This window comes from Spirulina sp. CCY15215 (genome assembly GCF_016888125.1).
GTDB lineage: Bacteria > Cyanobacteriota > Cyanobacteriia > Cyanobacteriales > Spirulinaceae > CCY15215.
In genome coordinates this window covers 97,837-114,838 of the sequence record NZ_JACSWA010000582.1, presented here as the reverse complement: position 1 = coordinate 114,838, position 17,002 = coordinate 97,837, and the positions used below count along the sequence as shown (strand labels likewise).

19 protein-coding genes and 1 pseudogene are annotated in these 17,002 nt (G+C 40.7%); 13 read left to right on the top strand and 7 right to left on the bottom strand.

Translation table 11 applies throughout. The features are described 5' to 3' along the window. The first annotated feature begins 153 nt into the window (after positions 1-153). Complete coding sequence (locus JUI58_RS21500; protein WP_204105880.1) at positions 154-1,560, top strand: serine/threonine-protein kinase; 1,407 nt, start codon at positions 154-156, stop codon at positions 1,558-1,560. A gap of 90 nt (positions 1,561-1,650) precedes the next feature. Here JUI58_RS21500 and gap read toward each other — a convergent pair whose 3' ends face one another. After that, on the bottom strand, positions 1,651-2,676 hold the full coding sequence (gene gap, locus JUI58_RS21495) for a type I glyceraldehyde-3-phosphate dehydrogenase (RefSeq protein ID WP_204105879.1): 1,026 nt from the start codon (positions 2,674-2,676) through the stop codon (positions 1,651-1,653). Between the two features lie 183 nt (positions 2,677-2,859). On the opposite strand from gap, the gene JUI58_RS21490 reads away from it, so the two are divergent. Together JUI58_RS21490 and JUI58_RS21485 are read left to right on the top strand one after the other, a co-directional pair. Beyond that, positions 2,860-3,153 (top strand): hypothetical protein, encoded by a 294-nt coding sequence (locus JUI58_RS21490; RefSeq protein WP_204105878.1) that lies wholly within the window; start codon positions 2,860-2,862, stop codon positions 3,151-3,153. Positions 3,154-3,230: 77 nt separating this feature from the next. Then, on the top strand, positions 3,231-3,473 hold the full coding sequence (locus JUI58_RS21485) for a hypothetical protein (protein ID WP_204105877.1): 243 nt from the start codon (positions 3,231-3,233) through the stop codon (positions 3,471-3,473). Positions 3,474-3,483: 10 nt separating this feature from the next. Here the strand turns inward: JUI58_RS21485 and smpB are convergent, their stop codons facing one another. The 3 genes from smpB to JUI58_RS21470 form a co-directional block, all read right to left on the bottom strand. Further along, positions 3,484-3,951, bottom strand: coding sequence for an SsrA-binding protein SmpB (smpB, locus tag JUI58_RS21480; RefSeq protein ID WP_204105876.1), 468 nt, complete (start codon positions 3,949-3,951; stop codon positions 3,484-3,486). A gap of 155 nt (positions 3,952-4,106) precedes the next feature. Continuing rightward, positions 4,107-5,219 carry a patatin-like phospholipase family protein gene (locus tag JUI58_RS21475; RefSeq protein ID WP_204105875.1) on the bottom strand — a complete coding sequence of 371 codons (1,113 nt, stop codon included), beginning with the start codon at positions 5,217-5,219 and terminating at the stop codon, positions 4,107-4,109. A gap of 78 nt (positions 5,220-5,297) precedes the next feature. After that, complete coding sequence (locus JUI58_RS21470; protein ID WP_204105874.1) at positions 5,298-6,308, bottom strand: ribonuclease III domain-containing protein; 1,011 nt, start codon at positions 6,306-6,308, stop codon at positions 5,298-5,300. A 337-nt stretch (positions 6,309-6,645) separates the two neighbouring features. On the opposite strand from JUI58_RS21470, the gene JUI58_RS21465 reads away from it, so the two are divergent. Both JUI58_RS21465 and JUI58_RS21460 read left to right on the top strand, forming a co-directional pair. Next, entirely contained in the window at positions 6,646-8,487 is a 1,842-nt protein-coding gene (locus tag JUI58_RS21465; protein WP_204105873.1) for an ABC transporter ATP-binding protein, read from the top strand. Between the two features lie 160 nt (positions 8,488-8,647). Beyond that, on the top strand, positions 8,648-9,043 hold the full coding sequence (locus JUI58_RS21460) for a hypothetical protein (protein ID WP_204105871.1): 396 nt from the start codon (positions 8,648-8,650) through the stop codon (positions 9,041-9,043). Positions 9,044-9,116: 73 nt separating this feature from the next. Here the strand turns inward: JUI58_RS21460 and JUI58_RS21455 are convergent, their stop codons facing one another. Then, positions 9,117-10,394 carry an adenylate/guanylate cyclase domain-containing protein gene (locus JUI58_RS21455; RefSeq protein WP_204105869.1) on the bottom strand — a complete coding sequence of 426 codons (1,278 nt, stop codon included), beginning with the start codon at positions 10,392-10,394 and terminating at the stop codon, positions 9,117-9,119. A 52-nt stretch (positions 10,395-10,446) separates the two neighbouring features. Continuing rightward, positions 10,447-11,397, bottom strand: coding sequence for a MoxR family ATPase (locus tag JUI58_RS21450; RefSeq protein WP_204105868.1), 951 nt, complete (start codon positions 11,395-11,397; stop codon positions 10,447-10,449). Positions 11,398-11,481: 84 nt separating this feature from the next. On the opposite strand from JUI58_RS21450, the gene JUI58_RS21445 reads away from it, so the two are divergent. The 8 genes and pseudogenes from JUI58_RS21445 (at position 11,482) to JUI58_RS21410 (ending at position 16,295) form a co-directional block, all read left to right on the top strand. Continuing rightward, a complete protein-coding gene (locus JUI58_RS21445; RefSeq protein WP_204105866.1) occupies positions 11,482-12,075 on the top strand; it encodes a PAP/fibrillin family protein in 594 nt (197 codons plus the stop codon). Positions 12,076-12,521: 446 nt separating this feature from the next. Further along, on the top strand, positions 12,522-13,703 hold the full coding sequence (locus JUI58_RS21440; protein WP_204105865.1) for an AAA family ATPase: 1,182 nt from the start codon (positions 12,522-12,524) through the stop codon (positions 13,701-13,703). After that, positions 13,703-14,047, top strand: a pseudogene (locus JUI58_RS21435) (DUF4276 family protein); the annotation flags it as partial. The gene JUI58_RS21440 and the pseudogene JUI58_RS21435, both read left to right, overlap by 1 nt. Positions 14,048-14,249: 202 nt before the next feature. Further along, on the top strand, positions 14,250-14,492 hold the full coding sequence (locus tag JUI58_RS21430; RefSeq protein WP_204105861.1) for a hypothetical protein: 243 nt from the start codon (positions 14,250-14,252) through the stop codon (positions 14,490-14,492). Positions 14,493-14,680: 188 nt separating this feature from the next. Next, on the top strand, positions 14,681-15,025 hold the full coding sequence (locus JUI58_RS21425) for a hypothetical protein (protein WP_204105859.1): 345 nt from the start codon (positions 14,681-14,683) through the stop codon (positions 15,023-15,025). A gap of 204 nt (positions 15,026-15,229) precedes the next feature. Beyond that, positions 15,230-15,688 carry a type II toxin-antitoxin system antitoxin SocA domain-containing protein gene (locus JUI58_RS21420; RefSeq protein ID WP_204105858.1) on the top strand — a complete coding sequence of 153 codons (459 nt, stop codon included), beginning with the start codon at positions 15,230-15,232 and terminating at the stop codon, positions 15,686-15,688. After that, positions 15,681-15,851 (top strand): hypothetical protein, encoded by a 171-nt coding sequence (locus JUI58_RS21415; RefSeq protein ID WP_204105857.1) that lies wholly within the window; start codon positions 15,681-15,683, stop codon positions 15,849-15,851. Before JUI58_RS21420 ends, JUI58_RS21415 begins: the two co-directional genes overlap by 8 nt. A gap of 108 nt (positions 15,852-15,959) precedes the next feature. Next, positions 15,960-16,295 (top strand): hypothetical protein, encoded by a 336-nt coding sequence (locus tag JUI58_RS21410; RefSeq protein WP_204105855.1) that lies wholly within the window; start codon positions 15,960-15,962, stop codon positions 16,293-16,295. Positions 16,296-16,375: 80 nt separating this feature from the next. On the opposite strand, the gene JUI58_RS21405 is transcribed toward JUI58_RS21410, so the two are convergent. Further along, a complete protein-coding gene (locus JUI58_RS21405; RefSeq protein ID WP_204105853.1) occupies positions 16,376-16,990 on the bottom strand; it encodes a Uma2 family endonuclease in 615 nt (204 codons plus the stop codon). Positions 16,991-17,002: the final 12 nt, after the last annotated feature.

Sequence of the window (17,002 nt, the reverse complement as noted above, 5' to 3'; positions counted from 1 at the left end):
GTTTGGTCTCCAAACCCTCTTGTTCTTACGCAATTCAATAATATTCCGCGTTTGGTCTCCAAACCCTCTTGTTCTTACGCAATTCAATAATATTCCGTCCCCTCGTAGGTGTTTGGTCTCCAAACCCTCTTGTTCCTTAAATGAGTAATTCAAATGAGTAATTCGATTATTAATGGGCGCTATGAACTCAAAAAACGCTTGAGTAACAAGGGTTCTCGAAAAACCTTTTTAGCCCTAGATACCGAGACAAAAAAACCCGTTGTGGTGAAGATTCTCCTCTTCGATCGCGATTTCCAATGGCAAGATCACAAACTTTTTGAACGGGGTGCAAATGCCTTGCAATCTCTCTCTCATCCTCATATTCCCCGCTATTTGGATTATTTCGATCTCAATACCGAAAAAGCCAAAGGATTTGTCCAAATTCAAAGTTATGTTCCTTCTCCATCTCTTCAGCAACATCTCGATGCGGGACGGACTTTTAGTGAAGGAGAAATGCAACAACTTGCGAAAGAGATATTAGAGATTTTAATTTATTTGCATAACCGTCAACCTGCTGTTATTCATCGCGATATTAAACCCAGTAATATTCTTATCGGCGATCGCTCGGGCAACCATATCGGTACAGTTTTTCTAGTAGATTTTGATTCCGTACAAACCCACGGTTCCGCACAACCTGGAAGCACCATGACAATTGTGGGTACTTATGGTTATATGCCCCCTGAACAATTTGGTGGGAAAGCATATCCCGCTTCAGATTTGTATAGCTTAGGAGCAACTTTAATCGCGATCGCAACAGGAAAACATCCCTCAGATTTACCACAAAAAGATTTACGCATTGAATTTGAAACAGAAACTAACCTGAGTCCAGATTTTACCTATTGGTTAAAATGGCTCGTAGAACCTAGTCGTGATTTACGCTTATCCTCTGCACTAGAGGCACTAGAAGCATTAGAAAAACCCTGTTTGCCCCCCAAACCTATCCCCACAAATCTTGCTAGGATCGGTAAACCAAATGAGAGTAAAATCATTCTGCGCCAACAACAAAATAGCTTACATCTCATCATTCCTGCTTCCGGATTCAGTCAACATAATTTCTCAAAAAAAGTTACTTATTTTGTTCTTTTTCTCGTTGGTTTTTCCCTATTTTCCTCTTTCATTTTCCCCTTTATTTTCTCCTTTATTTTTATCATTTTTGCTATCTTACAAGGAGAATTTTTAGCATTATGGCTCCTTATCTTTTCGGCGATTACTACCGGCATTGGTTTTATGTTTATGTGGCCTTTTCTGAAAGGTTTGTTCTGGGAAACACACTTAGAAATTGATTCGGTCAATATTTTGATGTATAATAAGATGCTGATAAAAGTCAACAAAAAAAGGGCATCCAGACGCGATTTTTTAGCATTAAGATCGAGATCCAAAAAGGGCATATATTCTCATCCTAGATTGCTCCTCACCACTCGTAATCAAATCTTTGATATTCCCAATCTCAATGCGGAGGAGAAAGACTGGTTAGCCGAACAAATTAGTCAATGGTTACAAGTTCCTATTGATGCAAATTAATTTTCCTCCCTCCCCTTGGTCTTAAAAAGCCAAAAAAAGAGGGGCAACCAAAAGCGCTTGCCCCGGATAGGGATAAAGAAATCGATCTTTCTAGAGAATTCCTTCTTTTTCTGCCATAAGTACCATCAGATCGATAACACGACAAGAATAGCCCCATTCATTGTCATACCAAGATATGACCTTAAAGAAATTAGAGTTTAACTCAATTCCCGCCCCAGCATCAAAAATACTAGAATTAGGATCTCCCTTAAAATCCATCGAAACAACACATTCATCGGTATAACCAAGAATGCCTTTTAAATCATTCTCAGAAGCCGCCTTCATCGCCTTGCAAATCTCTTCATAACTGGTGGCTTTTTCGGTTTTAAACGTTAGATCCACCACAGAAACATCAGGAGTAGGAACTCGCAAGGCCATCCCCGTTAATTTGCCTTTTAAAGCCGGTAAAACAAGCGTCACCGCTTTTGCTGCACCCGTAGAAGCTGGGATAATATTTTGCGTTGCACCCCGTCCCCCGCGCCAATCTTTTTTACTGGGTCCATCAACAGTGGGTTGAGTTGCAGTCATGGCGTGTACGGTGGTCATTAAGCCTTCAGACAAGCCAAAACTATCATCAATGACCTTTGTAATGGGAGCTAAACAATTGGTCGTACAGCTTGCATTAGAGACAATGGTATCAGTGGCAGGATCGAAAGTCTCCTGATTGACTCCGAGAACTATTGTTTTGATTTTGTCGGGTTCCTTGGTGGGTGCAGACAGGATGACCCGCTTGGCTCCTGCTTGAATGTGCTTGTTTGCGCCATCGTAATTGGTAAATAGTCCCGTTGCGTCTACCACATAATCAACCTGGCGATCGCCCCAAGGGAGTTCGCTAGGGTCTCGCAAAGCTGTACAGGGGATAAAATGACCGTCGATGGATATCCCTTCTGAATTGCCCTCTACAGTCCCAGGAAAGGTGCCGTGGGTTGAGTCGTACTTGAACATATAAGCAAGTTGTTCCGGGGGAAAGAGGTCGTTAATACCGACAAATTCTATGTTGGGATTTTTGACTCCCGATCGCACGACTAAGCGACCGATCCGACCGAAACCGTTAATCGCAACTTTTAATTTAGCCATTGAGCAAACTCCTTCCACAGACTGAATTGTTCTGGGTCAACTTCTCCGCGATCTAGCGCGAAGAGATCACCATCCTCAAACTTAACGACAAATGCCAACTGTATCGAGGAATTTTCTATTCTTTTAACAGAACTCGCGATTGATTTATGATTACAGTGATTCTTGCTAATTCATCCAAAGACTATGCAACCCATTCGACAAGGGGATGTCCTCCTCCAACCCGTCCCCAAAGCAACAGGAGAAAAACTTACTCATCTCACTCTCGCAGAGGGGGAAGTGACAGGACATTCTCACCGTATCAGCAACGGTGAGGCGGAATTATACGAACGAGAAGGAACTCTGTTTCTGCGAGTTTTGTCCGATACTGCCACTTTAACCCACGAAGAACACCAGGCGATCGCAGTACCGCAAGGGGACTGGCTAGTGCAAATTCAACGGGAATACGAACCCGAGGGATGGCGCTATATTACAGATTGATCGCTGTTATCCTTGGGTGGCGATTCTCGAAAAATCGTGTTATGCTACAGAAGTAACACAATTAAGGAGCGATCGCCATGAGACTGAAGCGATGGGAGTCCCCTCGTCGTCAAGGACGCAACCATAAAGGCAAGGGTGGCTCTGCACGACACCGACAACTGAAAAAACAACAGCAAATGATGCGGAAAAAGCTCAAAGGAGAACCAATTCAAAGTCAAAAACAAAAAGACCAGCGAAAGGATAATCAAAACAACAATAAAAACCAACAAGAAGGAAAAGATACTTATTCTTTTCCTTCTTCTTTTTTAAGTATTTTTTAATTAATACGAATTAATAACGCTTCATTGCCCGTTGCATATCCCGCTTATCATCACGTTGTTTAATAGACTCGCGTTTATCGTGAAGTTTTTTCCCGCGTCCTAACCCGAGCAGAACTTTAACCCAACTGCCTTTAAAATACATTTTCAAAGGCACGAGAGTTAAACCGTCTTTTTCGACTTTACCAATTAACTTATTAATTTCCTTCCGTTTGAGTAATAACTTGCGAGTTCGTCGGGGATCGTGGTTAAAATATTGACTACTGGCCTCATAAGGAGAAATATGCACATTAATTAAGACAGCTTCACTGTTACGAATCAGCCCATAACCATCCCGTAAATTGATTCTCCCCGCGCGAATGGACTTAACCTCCGTCCCCACTAATTCAATCCCCGCTTCGTAGGTTTCGAGAATTTCGTAGAGATAGCGTGCCTGACGATTATCGGCAATAACTTTAATACCGTTGCTTTTCTCGCCCATATTACCCTTAAACTGTTCTAATTTGAGACTACTTTTTTTGACCTAGTTTACCATTATAGCTTGTTCTGATGGATTTTTTCAAAGGCTATCTTGCGGCCCTTGGCGATCGCAATTTTGTCCTAATGGGATTAAAAGTGGCCGCGATCGTCAGCAATTTAAGCATTAGTCTCCAGAAAATTCTTGATTTGGGTTTTAATACTAACCAATCTTTTGCGCCCTTCTTTGTTCCTAATACTAACAGTTGCGTTGTGAAAATATCCCTCAGCAAGGGCAGAGAGAACCTCGATATTAAACGAACTAGCATCGTCAATATCTTCGATAACTCTTGGTTTTTTCCCTTTTATTTTTTCTGCTAATTTCCCTCTTAATTCTGCATCGAGAACGCGATCTAAATACTCATTAGAAAGTTCTGGTTGCAAGCGCAAATAGCGATCGCTATCTTCCTCATTTTGCAAAATAATTTTTCGAGAAATATATTCATCAATATCTAAAGGTGCATCCATCAAAATATCAACAATTCGCAGTCCCCATTGTGTCAGTCCCCAATGCCTAGTTTCTTCGTAGGGATAACCTTTGGTTGCTTCTCCTGTACCGATAGAAAGAATGCAAATATCCTCCAATTTATTCCCCAAATTAATTGCCGAGGCGATCGCGCAAGCGGCAGGATTATTAGCCCCAACTCCTCCATCAACCATTGAATAAGTTATACCTCTGTAATTGAGAGGATAAGCAGGGAAAAAAGTAGGTGCAGAAGCAGAACAAACACAAGCCTCCCAAATCTCAATATCTTTATACCATTCTTGATTTCTCCAAGTTTTAAAGAAAATAGGAGTACGACTGAAAGTATCATAAGCTGGAATTAAAAGTTTAGGTGCTTTACTGTTTTGATGAATTTCAGCTAATGTTGCAGACCCTAATGCTTCTTGTAAAACTTTTTGTAAACCTGCGTGGGAAAATTTGGGTGCAGAAAGACCACTTTGTATAATTAAAGGTATTCTTTGGGGGAAAAAATAGCCTTTTCCTCCCCAATAGGGAAAAATCCTGCGGCCTTGTTCTCGATAAAGCTGTACTAATTGTTCTCCCGTTTTACCGATCGCAACTCCTGCGGCCAAAATCGATCCGGTAGAAGTTCCGGCAACAAATTGAAAGTATTCTTGTAAAGTTTGACCTGTTAGAATATTAATTTCCCGTTCGATGAGAGAAAGCAGTTTTGCAGAGAGAATTCCTCGCATCCCACCCCCATCAAGGCTTAAAATTCTATAAACCATCTTACCAATTATCAATTACAATTATCAATTACAATTATCAATTACAATTATCAATGGAGAAAGGGGTAATAAATAAATTCACTCTTCTTCGTTCTTTGGGATTTCATCTTCATTTTTTACGATTTCATCTTCATTTTCCCCTGTTTCTTCTTTACCTTTTCCTTTTTCATCCATTAATTCGTGAAAGCGATCGCGTCCTGCATCATAGTCTTTACTGGCATAACCTAACACGGTGCGAACGATCCATTTCTGCGGTTTCCCAGCTTTGAGAAGTTGCGCGATCGCATTGCGTAAAAAGTCTTCTTCATTGACAAATTCTTGTTGAAACCAGTCTCGCATTTGATTGAAAGCCGTGCGATTATTGCTCTCATTTCCTTCCAGATATTTTTCTCCCAAAAACTCCTTAAATCCTTTGCCCGAATCATTGCCCAAATCTTGAGAATGCTTTTTATATTCTGTTACTCTGGTTTTACCCGTCAATTCTCGATAAAAAGAATTCAGGGTTTTCACTTCGACTCCAGGTAGAGAAGAATAAACAATATCCGTGGCGATCGCCCCTAATAAAACATTGCCCAAAAACTTCACTTGTGTGATCGGTTCGACGCGATCGGAAATACTTTGCAGGCGACTCGATAACAATGGTGAGATTGCCCGTTTAATCAGCCAATTTCTCCCTTGAGCAAAACCGCGATCGCAGTGCATAGCACCAACAAGAGCTAGAAAAGCTGATCCAAAAGGATTATTTCTTTTTTGACGTAGCACCGCCCGGTCTTCTTTTAGTGCTAAAAAGGGATAAGATTCCCCTAAACCCAAGCGAAACCAAGTTTTAGTTAGTTGCTCTCCCCCAACCAGTTTTTGCAGTAAGCCTTTATACTTGTCCACGGGAAGATAAGGACAATTGTAGTAAAGATAATGGGTTAAGGTGAGTTTATAGATCGCTTCCCCTAAAAACGCCAATCGTTCGTTATTGGCTTCAGGATCTCCAAATTCTTTGGCATAAGATGCGTGACTCAACGCTAAAAATAAAAGGTCCGGCTGTTTGAAGTTAAACTCAATTTTTTGTTCGATCGGGGTATGATTCCAATTCATCAGAAAAATGGGTAGAAACCCCGTCCTGATCGCCATAGCGGAGGACGGCTTTATATTAGTCTCGTTACCGCCTTGGATTAGTCTGGTCAGAATGGCTTGCTAGATTTTTCTTTCAAGCCTCACGCCTAAAGGCTGAGGTTTCTGACCTTACAGATGCGTAGGGGGTTTATACCTACAATAACGCACTCCCTGCACGATCGGGCTATTTCTTCGGCGATCGCGATTTTTTCAGTGTGAAAACGCGATCGCCTTCCCCTTCTGCGCTAATTTTACTTTTTCGATACAATCTGATTAGTCTTTTTAGACTCTATTTCTGCGATCGCCTTTCGTTAATTTCATGACTACCTCTTCAACCTCCCTGGAAGATTCTCCCCTACCTACTCCACGTCCCAACGATTGGCGGCTGTTTCTGCGACTGGTTCCCTACGCTCGTCGTAATGGTAAACTCTTTCTAATTTCTTTGCTTCTTTTGCTCCCAGTCTCCATTGCAGGGGTGATTCAACCTTTAATTATCGGACAGGCCATCTCGCTTTTACGGGGAGAACCAACTTGGGCAATTTTAACAGGTGTTTCTTTATCCACGGGCATTGGCACTTTAATTAAAATCTTACTGGTTAGCATTGCGATTCGCCTTGCTTTTGTTTCCTTGCAAGGGTATCTCGTACAAAGAGTCGGTCAAGAAATTACGGCCGGAGTGCGGGAAGATTTATTCAATCATGTTTTATCCCTTGCTTCTAGCTTTTTCGATCGCACTCCCGTGGGACGATTAGTAACGCGAATTACTAGCGATGTAGAAGCATTGGGGGATGTCTTTGCGACGGGGGCGATCGGTATTCTCAGTGATATTATTTACATTATTGTTATTGTTTTTACCATTTTTGCGTTGGAATGGAAATTAGCATTAATGTTAGTCTTGATGCTCATTCCCGTCTCAGCTTTAATTATCTTTTTTCAACAACAATATCGCAAGGCAAACTATCGCGCCCGTGAGGAGCTTTCTAAACTCAATTCTATGTTGGCGGAAAACATTTCTGGTATTAATATCGTGCAACTCTTTCGCCGGGAACAATTTAATTCCGAAATGTTTCGTTCTATTAATCAAAAGTATCGCGAAGAAATCGATAAAACAATTTTTCACGATTCGGCGGTTTCAGCGACTTTAGAATGGGTTGCTTTAGTGGCGATCGCCGGAGTTTTATGGTTAGGAGGAGTTTTAGTTTTACAAGATAATTTGACTTTTGGCGCACTTTCTGCATTCATTCTCTATGCTCAACGTTTATTCGATCCTTTGCGAAGATTTGCGGAAAAATTTACCATGATCCAATCAGGATTTACGGCGATCGAACGAATTGGAGAATTAATGGATGAACCTATTGAGATTCGCGATCCGAGTGGAAATACAGAGAGCGAATTTTTAGAGGGACTTGAATGGCGATCGCAGAATAAACCAGGAGAAATTCGCTTTGAAAATGTTTGCTTTGGTTATAAACCCGATGAATACATTCTCCAAGATTTAAACTTTACCATTCGCCCTGGAGAAAAAGTTGCTTTGGTGGGACCCACAGGAGCAGGAAAAAGTTCAATTATTCGCCTTCTCTGTCGTCTTTACGAACCCAGTAAAGGCAGAATTATTGTTGATGGCATTGACATTCGTGATTTTCGTCAGGCACAATTGCGGCGTTATATTGGTGTGATTCTGCAAGAAAGTTTCTTATTTGCTGGGGATGTCAAGCGCAATATTACCTTGGGTGAAAGTTATTCCTTTGAAGAGATCCAAAAAGCGTCTCAAGTTACCAATGTTTCAGACTTTATCGAACAATTACCCCAAAGTTATAACACCCAATTGCGAGAGAGAGGAACAAATCTTTCCGGAGGACAAAAACAATTACTAGCTTTTGCCCGAGTTGCCATTCGCGATCCTCGAATTTTGGTACTAGATGAAGCCACTGCCAGTTTAGATGTTGCAACAGAAAGACTCGTTCAAGAAGCCTTAGACAGGCTATTAGAAGAACGCACAGCAATTATTATTGCTCACCGTCTGTCAACGATTCGTAACGTCGATCGCATTTTAGTCTTGAAACGGGGTCAATTAGTTGAATCTGGAAACCATGATGAATTATTAGCACAAGATGGTTTATATGCTAGTTTATATCAATTGCAAATGCTAGGCACAGAATAATCGTCTTTGAGAATTGGTAAAAAAGTACATTCGATCTTTAAAAAAATATTCCCAAGGATTGGTAATTTTAGAGGTTTTTGATAGAATCGAGGCAGCATCAAAATAGTAGTTATCCTATTTGAAGTAATATCGATACTGTTACCACGAGACTTTTTATGTTATGAAAGCAGCTAGAAAATTTAACAATATATCTCCAAACCCGCCGAAGTCTAGTTCTCAGCCATCTCGTGCCTATCGTTCTCGCCCGAAAAAGCGAAATGCCCATATCGCAAGAGCTAGTGAAACAATTTTAAAACTAGCGATTAATGGTGGTTTATCCGCAGTGGCGATCGCCACTTTGACCAATTTATTTCCCTACTATTGGGGACAGCGAGCCAAAGTACAAGCCGTTCGCATGGAAGTTCGAGAAGCTGAGTACAAAGTTACCCGTTTGCGTGCTAATCTCAATCGCAGTTTCGATCCTTCTCAAGCCTTAAATGTTATGCAAGAACAAAGTGCAATGTTAGCACCCAACCAGCGTCGCATTGTTTTAATGGATGAAGACGAAAATAGATAGGGCGATCGCACCTGGAAATTAAATAGGAAACTTTTGTATTGTAAATCTTTTGTTCTCTATGTTGAAATAATCATCATTTTTTAACCAAAAAATAAACATTCATGATCCCTTTTCCCTTGACTTCGATCGCACCTCGTGCTTCAAAAGTAAACTTATCTTTTAACTGTTCGTAAACCCTTTGGGAAACCTGAATTTTCCCTGGAATGCCGAGAGATTCCATGCGACTTGCTGTATTGACTGCATCCCCCCAAATATCATAAACAAATTTTTTCTCCCCAATGACTCCAGCGATCGCATCTCCAGAATTTAAGCCAATGCGTAAATCAAACTGATAAGCATTTTTAGCGTTTAATTTCTCCATTGCTTCTAGCATCGCCAAGGCTAAATTAGCGGCATTTTCTGCCGGATTTTCTAGAGGTTTGGGTAAACCTGCAACTGCCATATAAGCATCCCCTACAGTTTTGATTTTCTCCATCTGGTAAAGATCGCTCAGGCGATCGAAGCAGGAAAAAACATCATTAAGAAACGATACAACTTCTTGAGGAGAAACTTGGCTAGAAAAGCGTGTAAAATCAACCAAATCGGCAAAAAGAATCGTCACATTTTCATATTTCTCTGCAATTAGTTCGGGTTTATTTTTCAGTTGTTCCGCGATCGCCCGAGGGAGAATATTTAATAATAATCTTTCCGATTTTGCCTGTTCCTCTAGCAAAGCTATTTCTGCTTTTTCTCGCTGTCTAATTTCTACCGTTAAATTAAAATTGTTGCGACGGAGTTCCATTTGCCCGATCGCTTGACGACTGAGGGATTGCAGGGCGTTTAATTGTTCTGGGGTCAATTCTCGAGGTTTACTATCGATCGCGCAGAGAGTCCCCAAAGGCAACCCTTCCGGAGTCACCAAAGGCGCACCAGCATAAAAGCGAATATCGGGATATTGCAGCACCAAAGGATTGCGCTCAAAGCGCTCGTCTTCGAGGGCATCGGGGACAACCATCACTTTGTCGGGTTCGAGGATGGCATGGGCGCAAAACGCGGCATCTCTGGGGGTTTCCTCTGCATCCAGTCCTACCTTCGATTTAAACCATTGGCGATCGCGATCGATCAAACTAATCAAAGCAATGGGAGTGCCGCAAATTTGAGCAGCAATGGCAGTTAAATCATCAAAATCTTGTTCCGGCAGCGTATCGAGAATCTTGTATTCTTGTAGAGCTTTGAGGCGATCGGCTTCATTATTTGGAAGCAGTGCAGGAACCGTGACAGAAGGCAATATCGGGGCAGATTTTACAGATTGTTTCAACCCCAAACGCTTTAAAAAATTGGCGATCGCTTTCACAAAATTATTTAAAAACAAAATTTTCCTAAATTAAAAATCGAAAAATTACAATCTTATCGCGAACCCTCAGTTATCGAGGCACTGGAACTTGTTTGAGCAAAGAGGCAATAATTCCCTCTATTTTTACCCCGTCTAATTGAGCTTCCGGTTTAAGGATAAAACGATGGCGTAACAAAGGAGGCGCGATCGCCTTAATATCATCCGGGGTAACAAAGTCCCTTCCGGATAACCATGCCTGTGCTTTACTGGTTTGCAACCATGCCACAGTCGCCCGTGGAGACGCACCCAAAGCCAAATCGGGAAGTTGGCGGGATTTCTGTACCAATGCTAACAAATAATCTAAAACACGCTCCTCAATTTTAACCTGCTGCATTTCCCCACGGGCTGCGATAATTTCCTCGACTCGCGCGATCGCGTCAACCTTAAGCAGATCGAGACGATGGGCGCGAAACCCCTTCTGCACGTTGAGAAGCATTTGTTTTTCCGCTTGAGGATCGGGGTAGTCAATATGCAGTTTAAACAAGAAACGATCCAATTGCGCCTCGGGGAGGGGATAGGTCCCTTCAAATTCCAACGGGTTTTGCGTCGCAATGACCCAAAATAACTCGGGGAGAGGCAAAGTTTCCCCATCTAGGGTAACTTGTTGTTCTGCCATTGCTTCGAGCAGTGCTGCTTGAGTTTTGGGAGGAGTGCGGTTAATTTCGTCAGCGAGGAGAATTTCTGTAAAAATAGGACCTTTTTTCAAGGTAAAGTTGCGACTGTTGAGATCGAAAATATTGGTTCCTAAAATATCCGAGGGAAGAATATCGGGAGTTAATTGTACCCGACGAAAATCAGCACCGATTAACTTAGCCAATAATTTGACCATCAGGGTTTTCCCCGTCCCCGGTACTCCTTCGATAATAACGTGACCTCCACTTAATAAAGCAACTAGCAATTGCTCTACGGCGGTTTCCTGACCGACAATGAGTTGGGAGAGGGCTTGACTCAGATGGGTAAAAATTGATTTGTCTGGGTTCATAAGAGGCGATCGCGTTAATAGCAGTTAAACCAACCCATATTTTAGTAGAATAGGGCTTCTGTAGAGTAGAAAAAGACTGAAGCAATGGATAAGAAAACCGCATTACTCGGGGCGCTTGCTGGCAAAAATCGAGGGCTTCTCACAAATGAACTCGATAAAATTGCCATTCTCGATGCGATCGCGAAATTAGAAGATGAAAACCCGACTCCTAAACCCGTGAAAGCGACCCATTTACTCGAGGGAGACTGGCGTTTGCTTTATACTACCAGTCGCGAATTGTTGGGATTAGATCGTTTTCCTCTCTTTCAACTCGGACAGATTTATCAATGCTTGCGTCCAGAAACAGCCAAAGTTTACAATCTCGCGGAAGTCATTGGTGTACCGTTTTTGGAGGGTTTGGTCTGCGTAACGGCGACTTTTTCTCCAGCTTCCGAACGTCGTGTTAATGTGAAATTTGAGCGCTCTATTTTTGGCTTACAACGCTTTCTCAGCTATCAGTCTCCCCAGGAAATCATTAAAAAAATTGAATCGGGTCAAAAGTTCCCTCCTCTTGATTTTAGTATTGCCAGCCGCGATCGCCAAGGTTGGCTCGATATTACCTATCTTGATGACAATTTACGCATTAATCGCGGTAATGAAGGGAGTGTTTTTATTTTAACCAAAGACATAAGATTATGATTTTTATTAATCCCAAAACCGACCAAAACTTTATTATTGCTATTTTAGCTTAATTTAAAGCATTCTTCCTGATGGCGATAGAGAACCTCAATTGCCAGGATCATCGGTTTTAGCGGCGATCGCGGCCTTCAGTTTACCAAAAGCGGTTTTTTTTGGCGCGATCGTAATCTACACTAACTGGTTTGCACTAGTGGTCTGTCAAGGATTTTTTGACGGGTAAAGCCGTATCGCGACAACCCTAATCCTTCTCTTGGTCGATTGGATATGCTGAACTAAATTCAGCATCCCTCGACCGCTTTCAATGGATTTTTCGTATGAGACAGCGCTTGGGGGATGCTGAGGTTTCCTCAGCATATCCAACCAAGTAAGAAGGGATTTTCAATCCGATGGCTCTTCGGGCTATACTCTCTGTGCTGCTATCAATCAATAGCTAATGATTTATAAATATGAAAATCGTCTCTATAAAAATCAAAAACTATCGGGTCTTTGAATCCTTAGAAATAAAGAATATCCCAGCTTTTTGCGTCATTATTGGAGCTAATGGCACGGGTAAATCAACCCTATTTGATATTTTTGGCTTTCTCCGCGATGCCCTAAAAAACAATATTCGCCAAGCCTTGCAAGTTCGTGGTGGATTTAACGAAGTCATCACTAGAGGAAAAGAAAAAGAAAATATTGAAATAGAACTTAAATTCCGCATGGAAATCTTGGACATCGAACGTCTAGTCACCTATAAACTCATTGTCGGGCAAGAAAAAAGACGACCTATTATTAAACGAGAAATATTACGCTACAAACGCGGTGAATATGGTTCCCCTTATCATTTTCTTGATTTCCAAAAAGGTAAAGGATATGCCATTACCAATGAAGAGGACTTTAAAAGCGATGAAGAATTAGAGAGAGAAGAACAAAACCTTGAATCGAGTGATATTTTAGCAATTAAAGGTTTGGGGCAATTTCAACGCTTTAAAGCAGCAAATGCCTTTCGTTCTCTAATTGAAAATTGGCATATTTCTGACTTTCATATTAGTGATGCTAGAGGCAGTAAAGACGCACTCTATGCCGAACATCTTTCCCCCACTGGAGATAATATAGCAATAGTTGCCCAGTATATCTATCAAGAACACCCCGAAATATTTAAGCAGGTTATCAAACGAATGCAAGAACGAATCCCCGGTATTTCTAAAGTAGAAGCAAAAAATACTGAGGATGGTAGACTAATTCTAAAGTTTCAAGATCGAGCCTTTAAAGACCCATTTATCGATCGCTATGTCTCTGATGGTACAATGAAAATGTTTGCCTATTTAATATTACTTTTTGATCCAAAACCTCATCCTTTATTATGTGTTGAAGAACCCGAAAATCAACTTTATCCAACTCTCCTAATAGAACTTGCTGAGGAATTTTCCAGCTATGCTTCTAGAGGTGGTCAAGTATTTGTTTCGACCCATTCTCCGGATTTTCTTAATGCTGTACCATTAGAAAGTATTTTCTGGCTCAAAAAAGAACAGGGTATTACAACTATTGCTAAAGCAAGTGAGCATGAAATGCTGAGAAATCTAGTCCAAGCAGGAGATTTACCCGGCTACCTTTGGAGTCAAGGCTGGTTTGAAGGAGTTGCTCCCTAATGAGTTATAATCTAATTTTTTTACTAGAAGAACCTTCCATGAAAAATATTTTAGATTGGCTCTTACCTCAAATTATTCCTGATGAAATTACCCATATTTGTATCCCCCATCAAGGCAAACAAGATTTGTTTCGTTCGATCCCTAAGAAAATCAAAGCCTTTCAAAATAGTCCTGATACAAAATTTATTATCGTCCACGATCAAGATTCCCATGATTGTAAACAACTAAAATCTGAACTTTTAAAACTTTGTCAAGATGCAGGACAACCTACAACCCTAATTCGTATTATTTGCCATGAACTAGAATCTTGGTTTCTCGGCGATCTTGCTGCTGTTGAAAAAGCCTAATGGACGCAAAGACTCAATGGTATAATTGTGATGTGGGCTGTAGCCAGTCTAATTCTATTTAGCGATTGTATTGGTGATAATTATCTCAATAAAGGGTTTATCTAGCATTTGCTTGACAACACACATATTATAATGTTAGACTGCGGGGGTTGAGAAATAGCCTTAGTTTACAATCTCATATTTTGTAAGGAGATTTGTTATGGATGATGTAAAAGTCGCTGGAGCTATTACGGGAGGAGCGGCTAGCCTAGTAGGAGCAGGTTCAGTTACAATAGCAACCATAACTGCACCCGCACCAGGGATTTTAGGTGTGATTGGGTTAACAACTACCACCACTGTGGCTTTACCCGTTGCAGGAGTTGTAGTTGCTGCTGGATTAGTCGGTTTTGGTATTTATAAAGGAGTTCAATTTGCCAAAAACCAATCCCAACCATCTAAGTAATTAAAACGTCTTGTGCTGCTTTTCCACAACTCTTAATTTTCAATATTCCAGACAGTTTTTCTGAAGAGGCTACAAGGCTTACAAAGCAATGATTATTGTGAACGCTGATCTATTTATAGATTAGCGTTCGGGTTTGCTTTGATTAAAATATCTCAATTTAGTATTTTTTACCTAGGAGTGTTTAAAAGGTGGATCAAATTGTAGATAAAATTGCAGCATTAGGAGTACCTGGTCTAGTCCTTCTAGTCGCTATGGCTGTTACAGGTTGGGCTGGCGCGGCAGCAATTACAGCAGCATTGGCTATGCTTGGTGGTCCTTTTGGAATGCTGGGAGGAATTGCTGTACTTGGACTTTTGGGATTAATATCTAAGGGATTAGCCGAATATGGATTTGAAAAAGTTTTTCGGGCCGTTGTAGATGAACTTCGCAAGAAAGGTAAGTCTAAATCAGACATTGAAAGGGAAGTTGCTTCATATCCTATTTCACGAGATCTAAAGTTAAAAATCAAAGATTATCTTCATGAGCTTGATTAGATTTAGTTAAGAAATAACCCCAGAAAGAGCCATTGTCTACCTCAAACCAACAATAAAGAAAAACACCAGTGAAAACGCTATAGTATTGGTATTAGATCGAAAGTGCTTGACAATAGCTGTTGAAGAAAGTTAAAATGTACTTGCCGTCTAATACATAGTTATGGGCTAAAATGTCTTGCAGGAATAACATAAGAGATAAAAAATATGATTTCAGATAACTTGGATAGGGTTCAAAGAACAATCATTAATATTCATCGAATGCTATTTGATGAAAGTCCTTCACCAATGAAATTGCAAAAATTGTGCTACTACGCTCAAAGTTATGCTTTGGCTGAAGGAAATCAATTGTTTGATGAAGATTTTCAAGCGTGGCAACATGGACCTGTTATACGTGGTTTATATGATAGGTATAGAAAATATGAGTGGCGTCAAATCAGCGAAGATATAGGTCAATCAGATGCTTCAATACTTGAATTTATTACTGATATTGTAAGTGCATACGGTAGGTATGATGGCGCTGCATTAAGCACTATGACGCATCGAGAAAGCCCTTGGTTAGATGCTCGCGAGGATTTAGATGAATCTCAAGGAAGCACTGCAATAATTTCCAAGGAATCAATGCGTGAATTCTTCGCTGCAAAATTACGGGTTGCTAATGTCTAATAGATTCGCCAAAATTGCTGAACAAGATGCAAAGGCAGTTAGTAGTGAAAAATTAAAGGTGTCTTTTGAATATATAGACTGGGAAACAGAAGAATTCTTTTTTCATGGACTAGAGCCTAAATATTATGAGAAGTTTTTCGAGTGTATCACTCAGATTCAATAATCTGTAGAAAAAGATATAGTACAACAAACGCACCCTTCCCTAACACCTAAGTCGATATTCAATAAAAATGGAACAAAAAATGAATTTTCTATAAGTGTTGTTGAAAAAGTGGCTGATAAATTATTTTTAGAAACAAGAGATAGAAACTCCGCAAAAAGTGAAGCAGAATCTATAACGATAAAGAGAGCATTTGAGGTCAGAGTTACTAAATCATACGGGAGAATACATGGATTTATTTGGAACAATATATTTCACGTTGTGTGGGTCGATCCAGCACATAATCTTTATCCAAAAAACGAATATGGCGTTCGCAAGCAACAGGATTATGCCACAGTTAAATCATTCTCTGGTGATGAGGTTATAAGGCTTAAAGATGAACTAAAAGCATTACAAGAAAAATATGATGAGTTATTTGCTATATGGGCTTCAAGTGATAACGTATAACAAGGCACTGTACTTAGACGGCAATTACACAATAGAGAAAACACCACCACCGCGATCGCCACCCATCTACAATCTCTATTTCAACCCCAAACCCGACGCATATTTAACACAAAACCAGGTAAAACCTCTTCACCTAATAACTCAGTTGGATTTGACAATATTTCTACTTCCGAACCCAGTCGATAAACCTCTACTTTTCTCTTTTTCGGATCGATTAACCAGCCTAAAACAGCGCCATTTTCCATATATTCCTGCATTTTTTCTTGTAGGGATTTCAGCGTATCGGAAACAGAACGCAATTCCACTACAAAATCAGGGCAAATATTAGCAAACGTTCCCGTTTGTTCAAGAGTTAGTGCATCCCAACGTTCCTGACTCACCCAAGAAGCATCAGGGGAACGAATGGCACTATTGGGTAAAGTAAATCCAGTCGATGATTCAAAAGCCTCTCCCGGTTCCCCTGAATTTCGCCACCAGAGATATAATTCTCCGGAAATACTCCAATTTTGTTTTCCTGTTTCCCAACCTGTCGGTGGATTCACAATTAACTCTCCTCCTGCGGTTCTTTCTAGTCGCAATTCTCGATTGCTGGCAGCTAGGACAGCAAACTGTTCTTGGGTAACATAGAGTTTAAGAGTTTTGGGGTACTCGAGCAATAATGTTTCGGTTTCTAGTTGAGTCGGTGTTTGTACCATCTTGACCTCTCA

Coding starts and splice junctions, on each gene's coding strand:
- JUI58_RS21500 (WP_204105880.1), top strand. CDS start 154: ATGAGTAATTCGATTATTAATGGGCGCTATGAACTCAAAAAACGCTTG.
- gap (WP_204105879.1), bottom strand. CDS start 2,676: ATGGCTAAATTAAAAGTTGCGATTAACGGTTTCGGTCGGATCGGTCGC.
- JUI58_RS21490 (WP_204105878.1), top strand. CDS start 2,860: ATGCAACCCATTCGACAAGGGGATGTCCTCCTCCAACCCGTCCCCAAA.
- JUI58_RS21485 (WP_204105877.1), top strand. CDS start 3,231: ATGAGACTGAAGCGATGGGAGTCCCCTCGTCGTCAAGGACGCAACCAT.
- smpB (WP_204105876.1), bottom strand. CDS start 3,951: ATGGGCGAGAAAAGCAACGGTATTAAAGTTATTGCCGATAATCGTCAG.
- JUI58_RS21475 (WP_204105875.1), bottom strand. CDS start 5,219: ATGGTTTATAGAATTTTAAGCCTTGATGGGGGTGGGATGCGAGGAATT.
- JUI58_RS21470 (WP_204105874.1), bottom strand. CDS start 6,308: ATGAATTGGAATCATACCCCGATCGAACAAAAAATTGAGTTTAACTTC.
- JUI58_RS21465 (WP_204105873.1), top strand. CDS start 6,646: ATGACTACCTCTTCAACCTCCCTGGAAGATTCTCCCCTACCTACTCCA.
- JUI58_RS21460 (WP_204105871.1), top strand. CDS start 8,648: ATGAAAGCAGCTAGAAAATTTAACAATATATCTCCAAACCCGCCGAAG.
- JUI58_RS21450 (WP_204105868.1), bottom strand. CDS start 11,397: ATGAACCCAGACAAATCAATTTTTACCCATCTGAGTCAAGCCCTCTCC.
- JUI58_RS21445 (WP_204105866.1), top strand. CDS start 11,482: ATGGATAAGAAAACCGCATTACTCGGGGCGCTTGCTGGCAAAAATCGA.
- JUI58_RS21440 (WP_204105865.1), top strand. CDS start 12,522: ATGAAAATCGTCTCTATAAAAATCAAAAACTATCGGGTCTTTGAATCC.
- JUI58_RS21430 (WP_204105861.1), top strand. CDS start 14,250: ATGGATGATGTAAAAGTCGCTGGAGCTATTACGGGAGGAGCGGCTAGC.
- JUI58_RS21420 (WP_204105858.1), top strand. CDS start 15,230: ATGATTTCAGATAACTTGGATAGGGTTCAAAGAACAATCATTAATATT.
- JUI58_RS21415 (WP_204105857.1), top strand. CDS start 15,681: ATGTCTAATAGATTCGCCAAAATTGCTGAACAAGATGCAAAGGCAGTT.
- JUI58_RS21405 (WP_204105853.1), bottom strand. CDS start 16,990: ATGGTACAAACACCGACTCAACTAGAAACCGAAACATTATTGCTCGAG.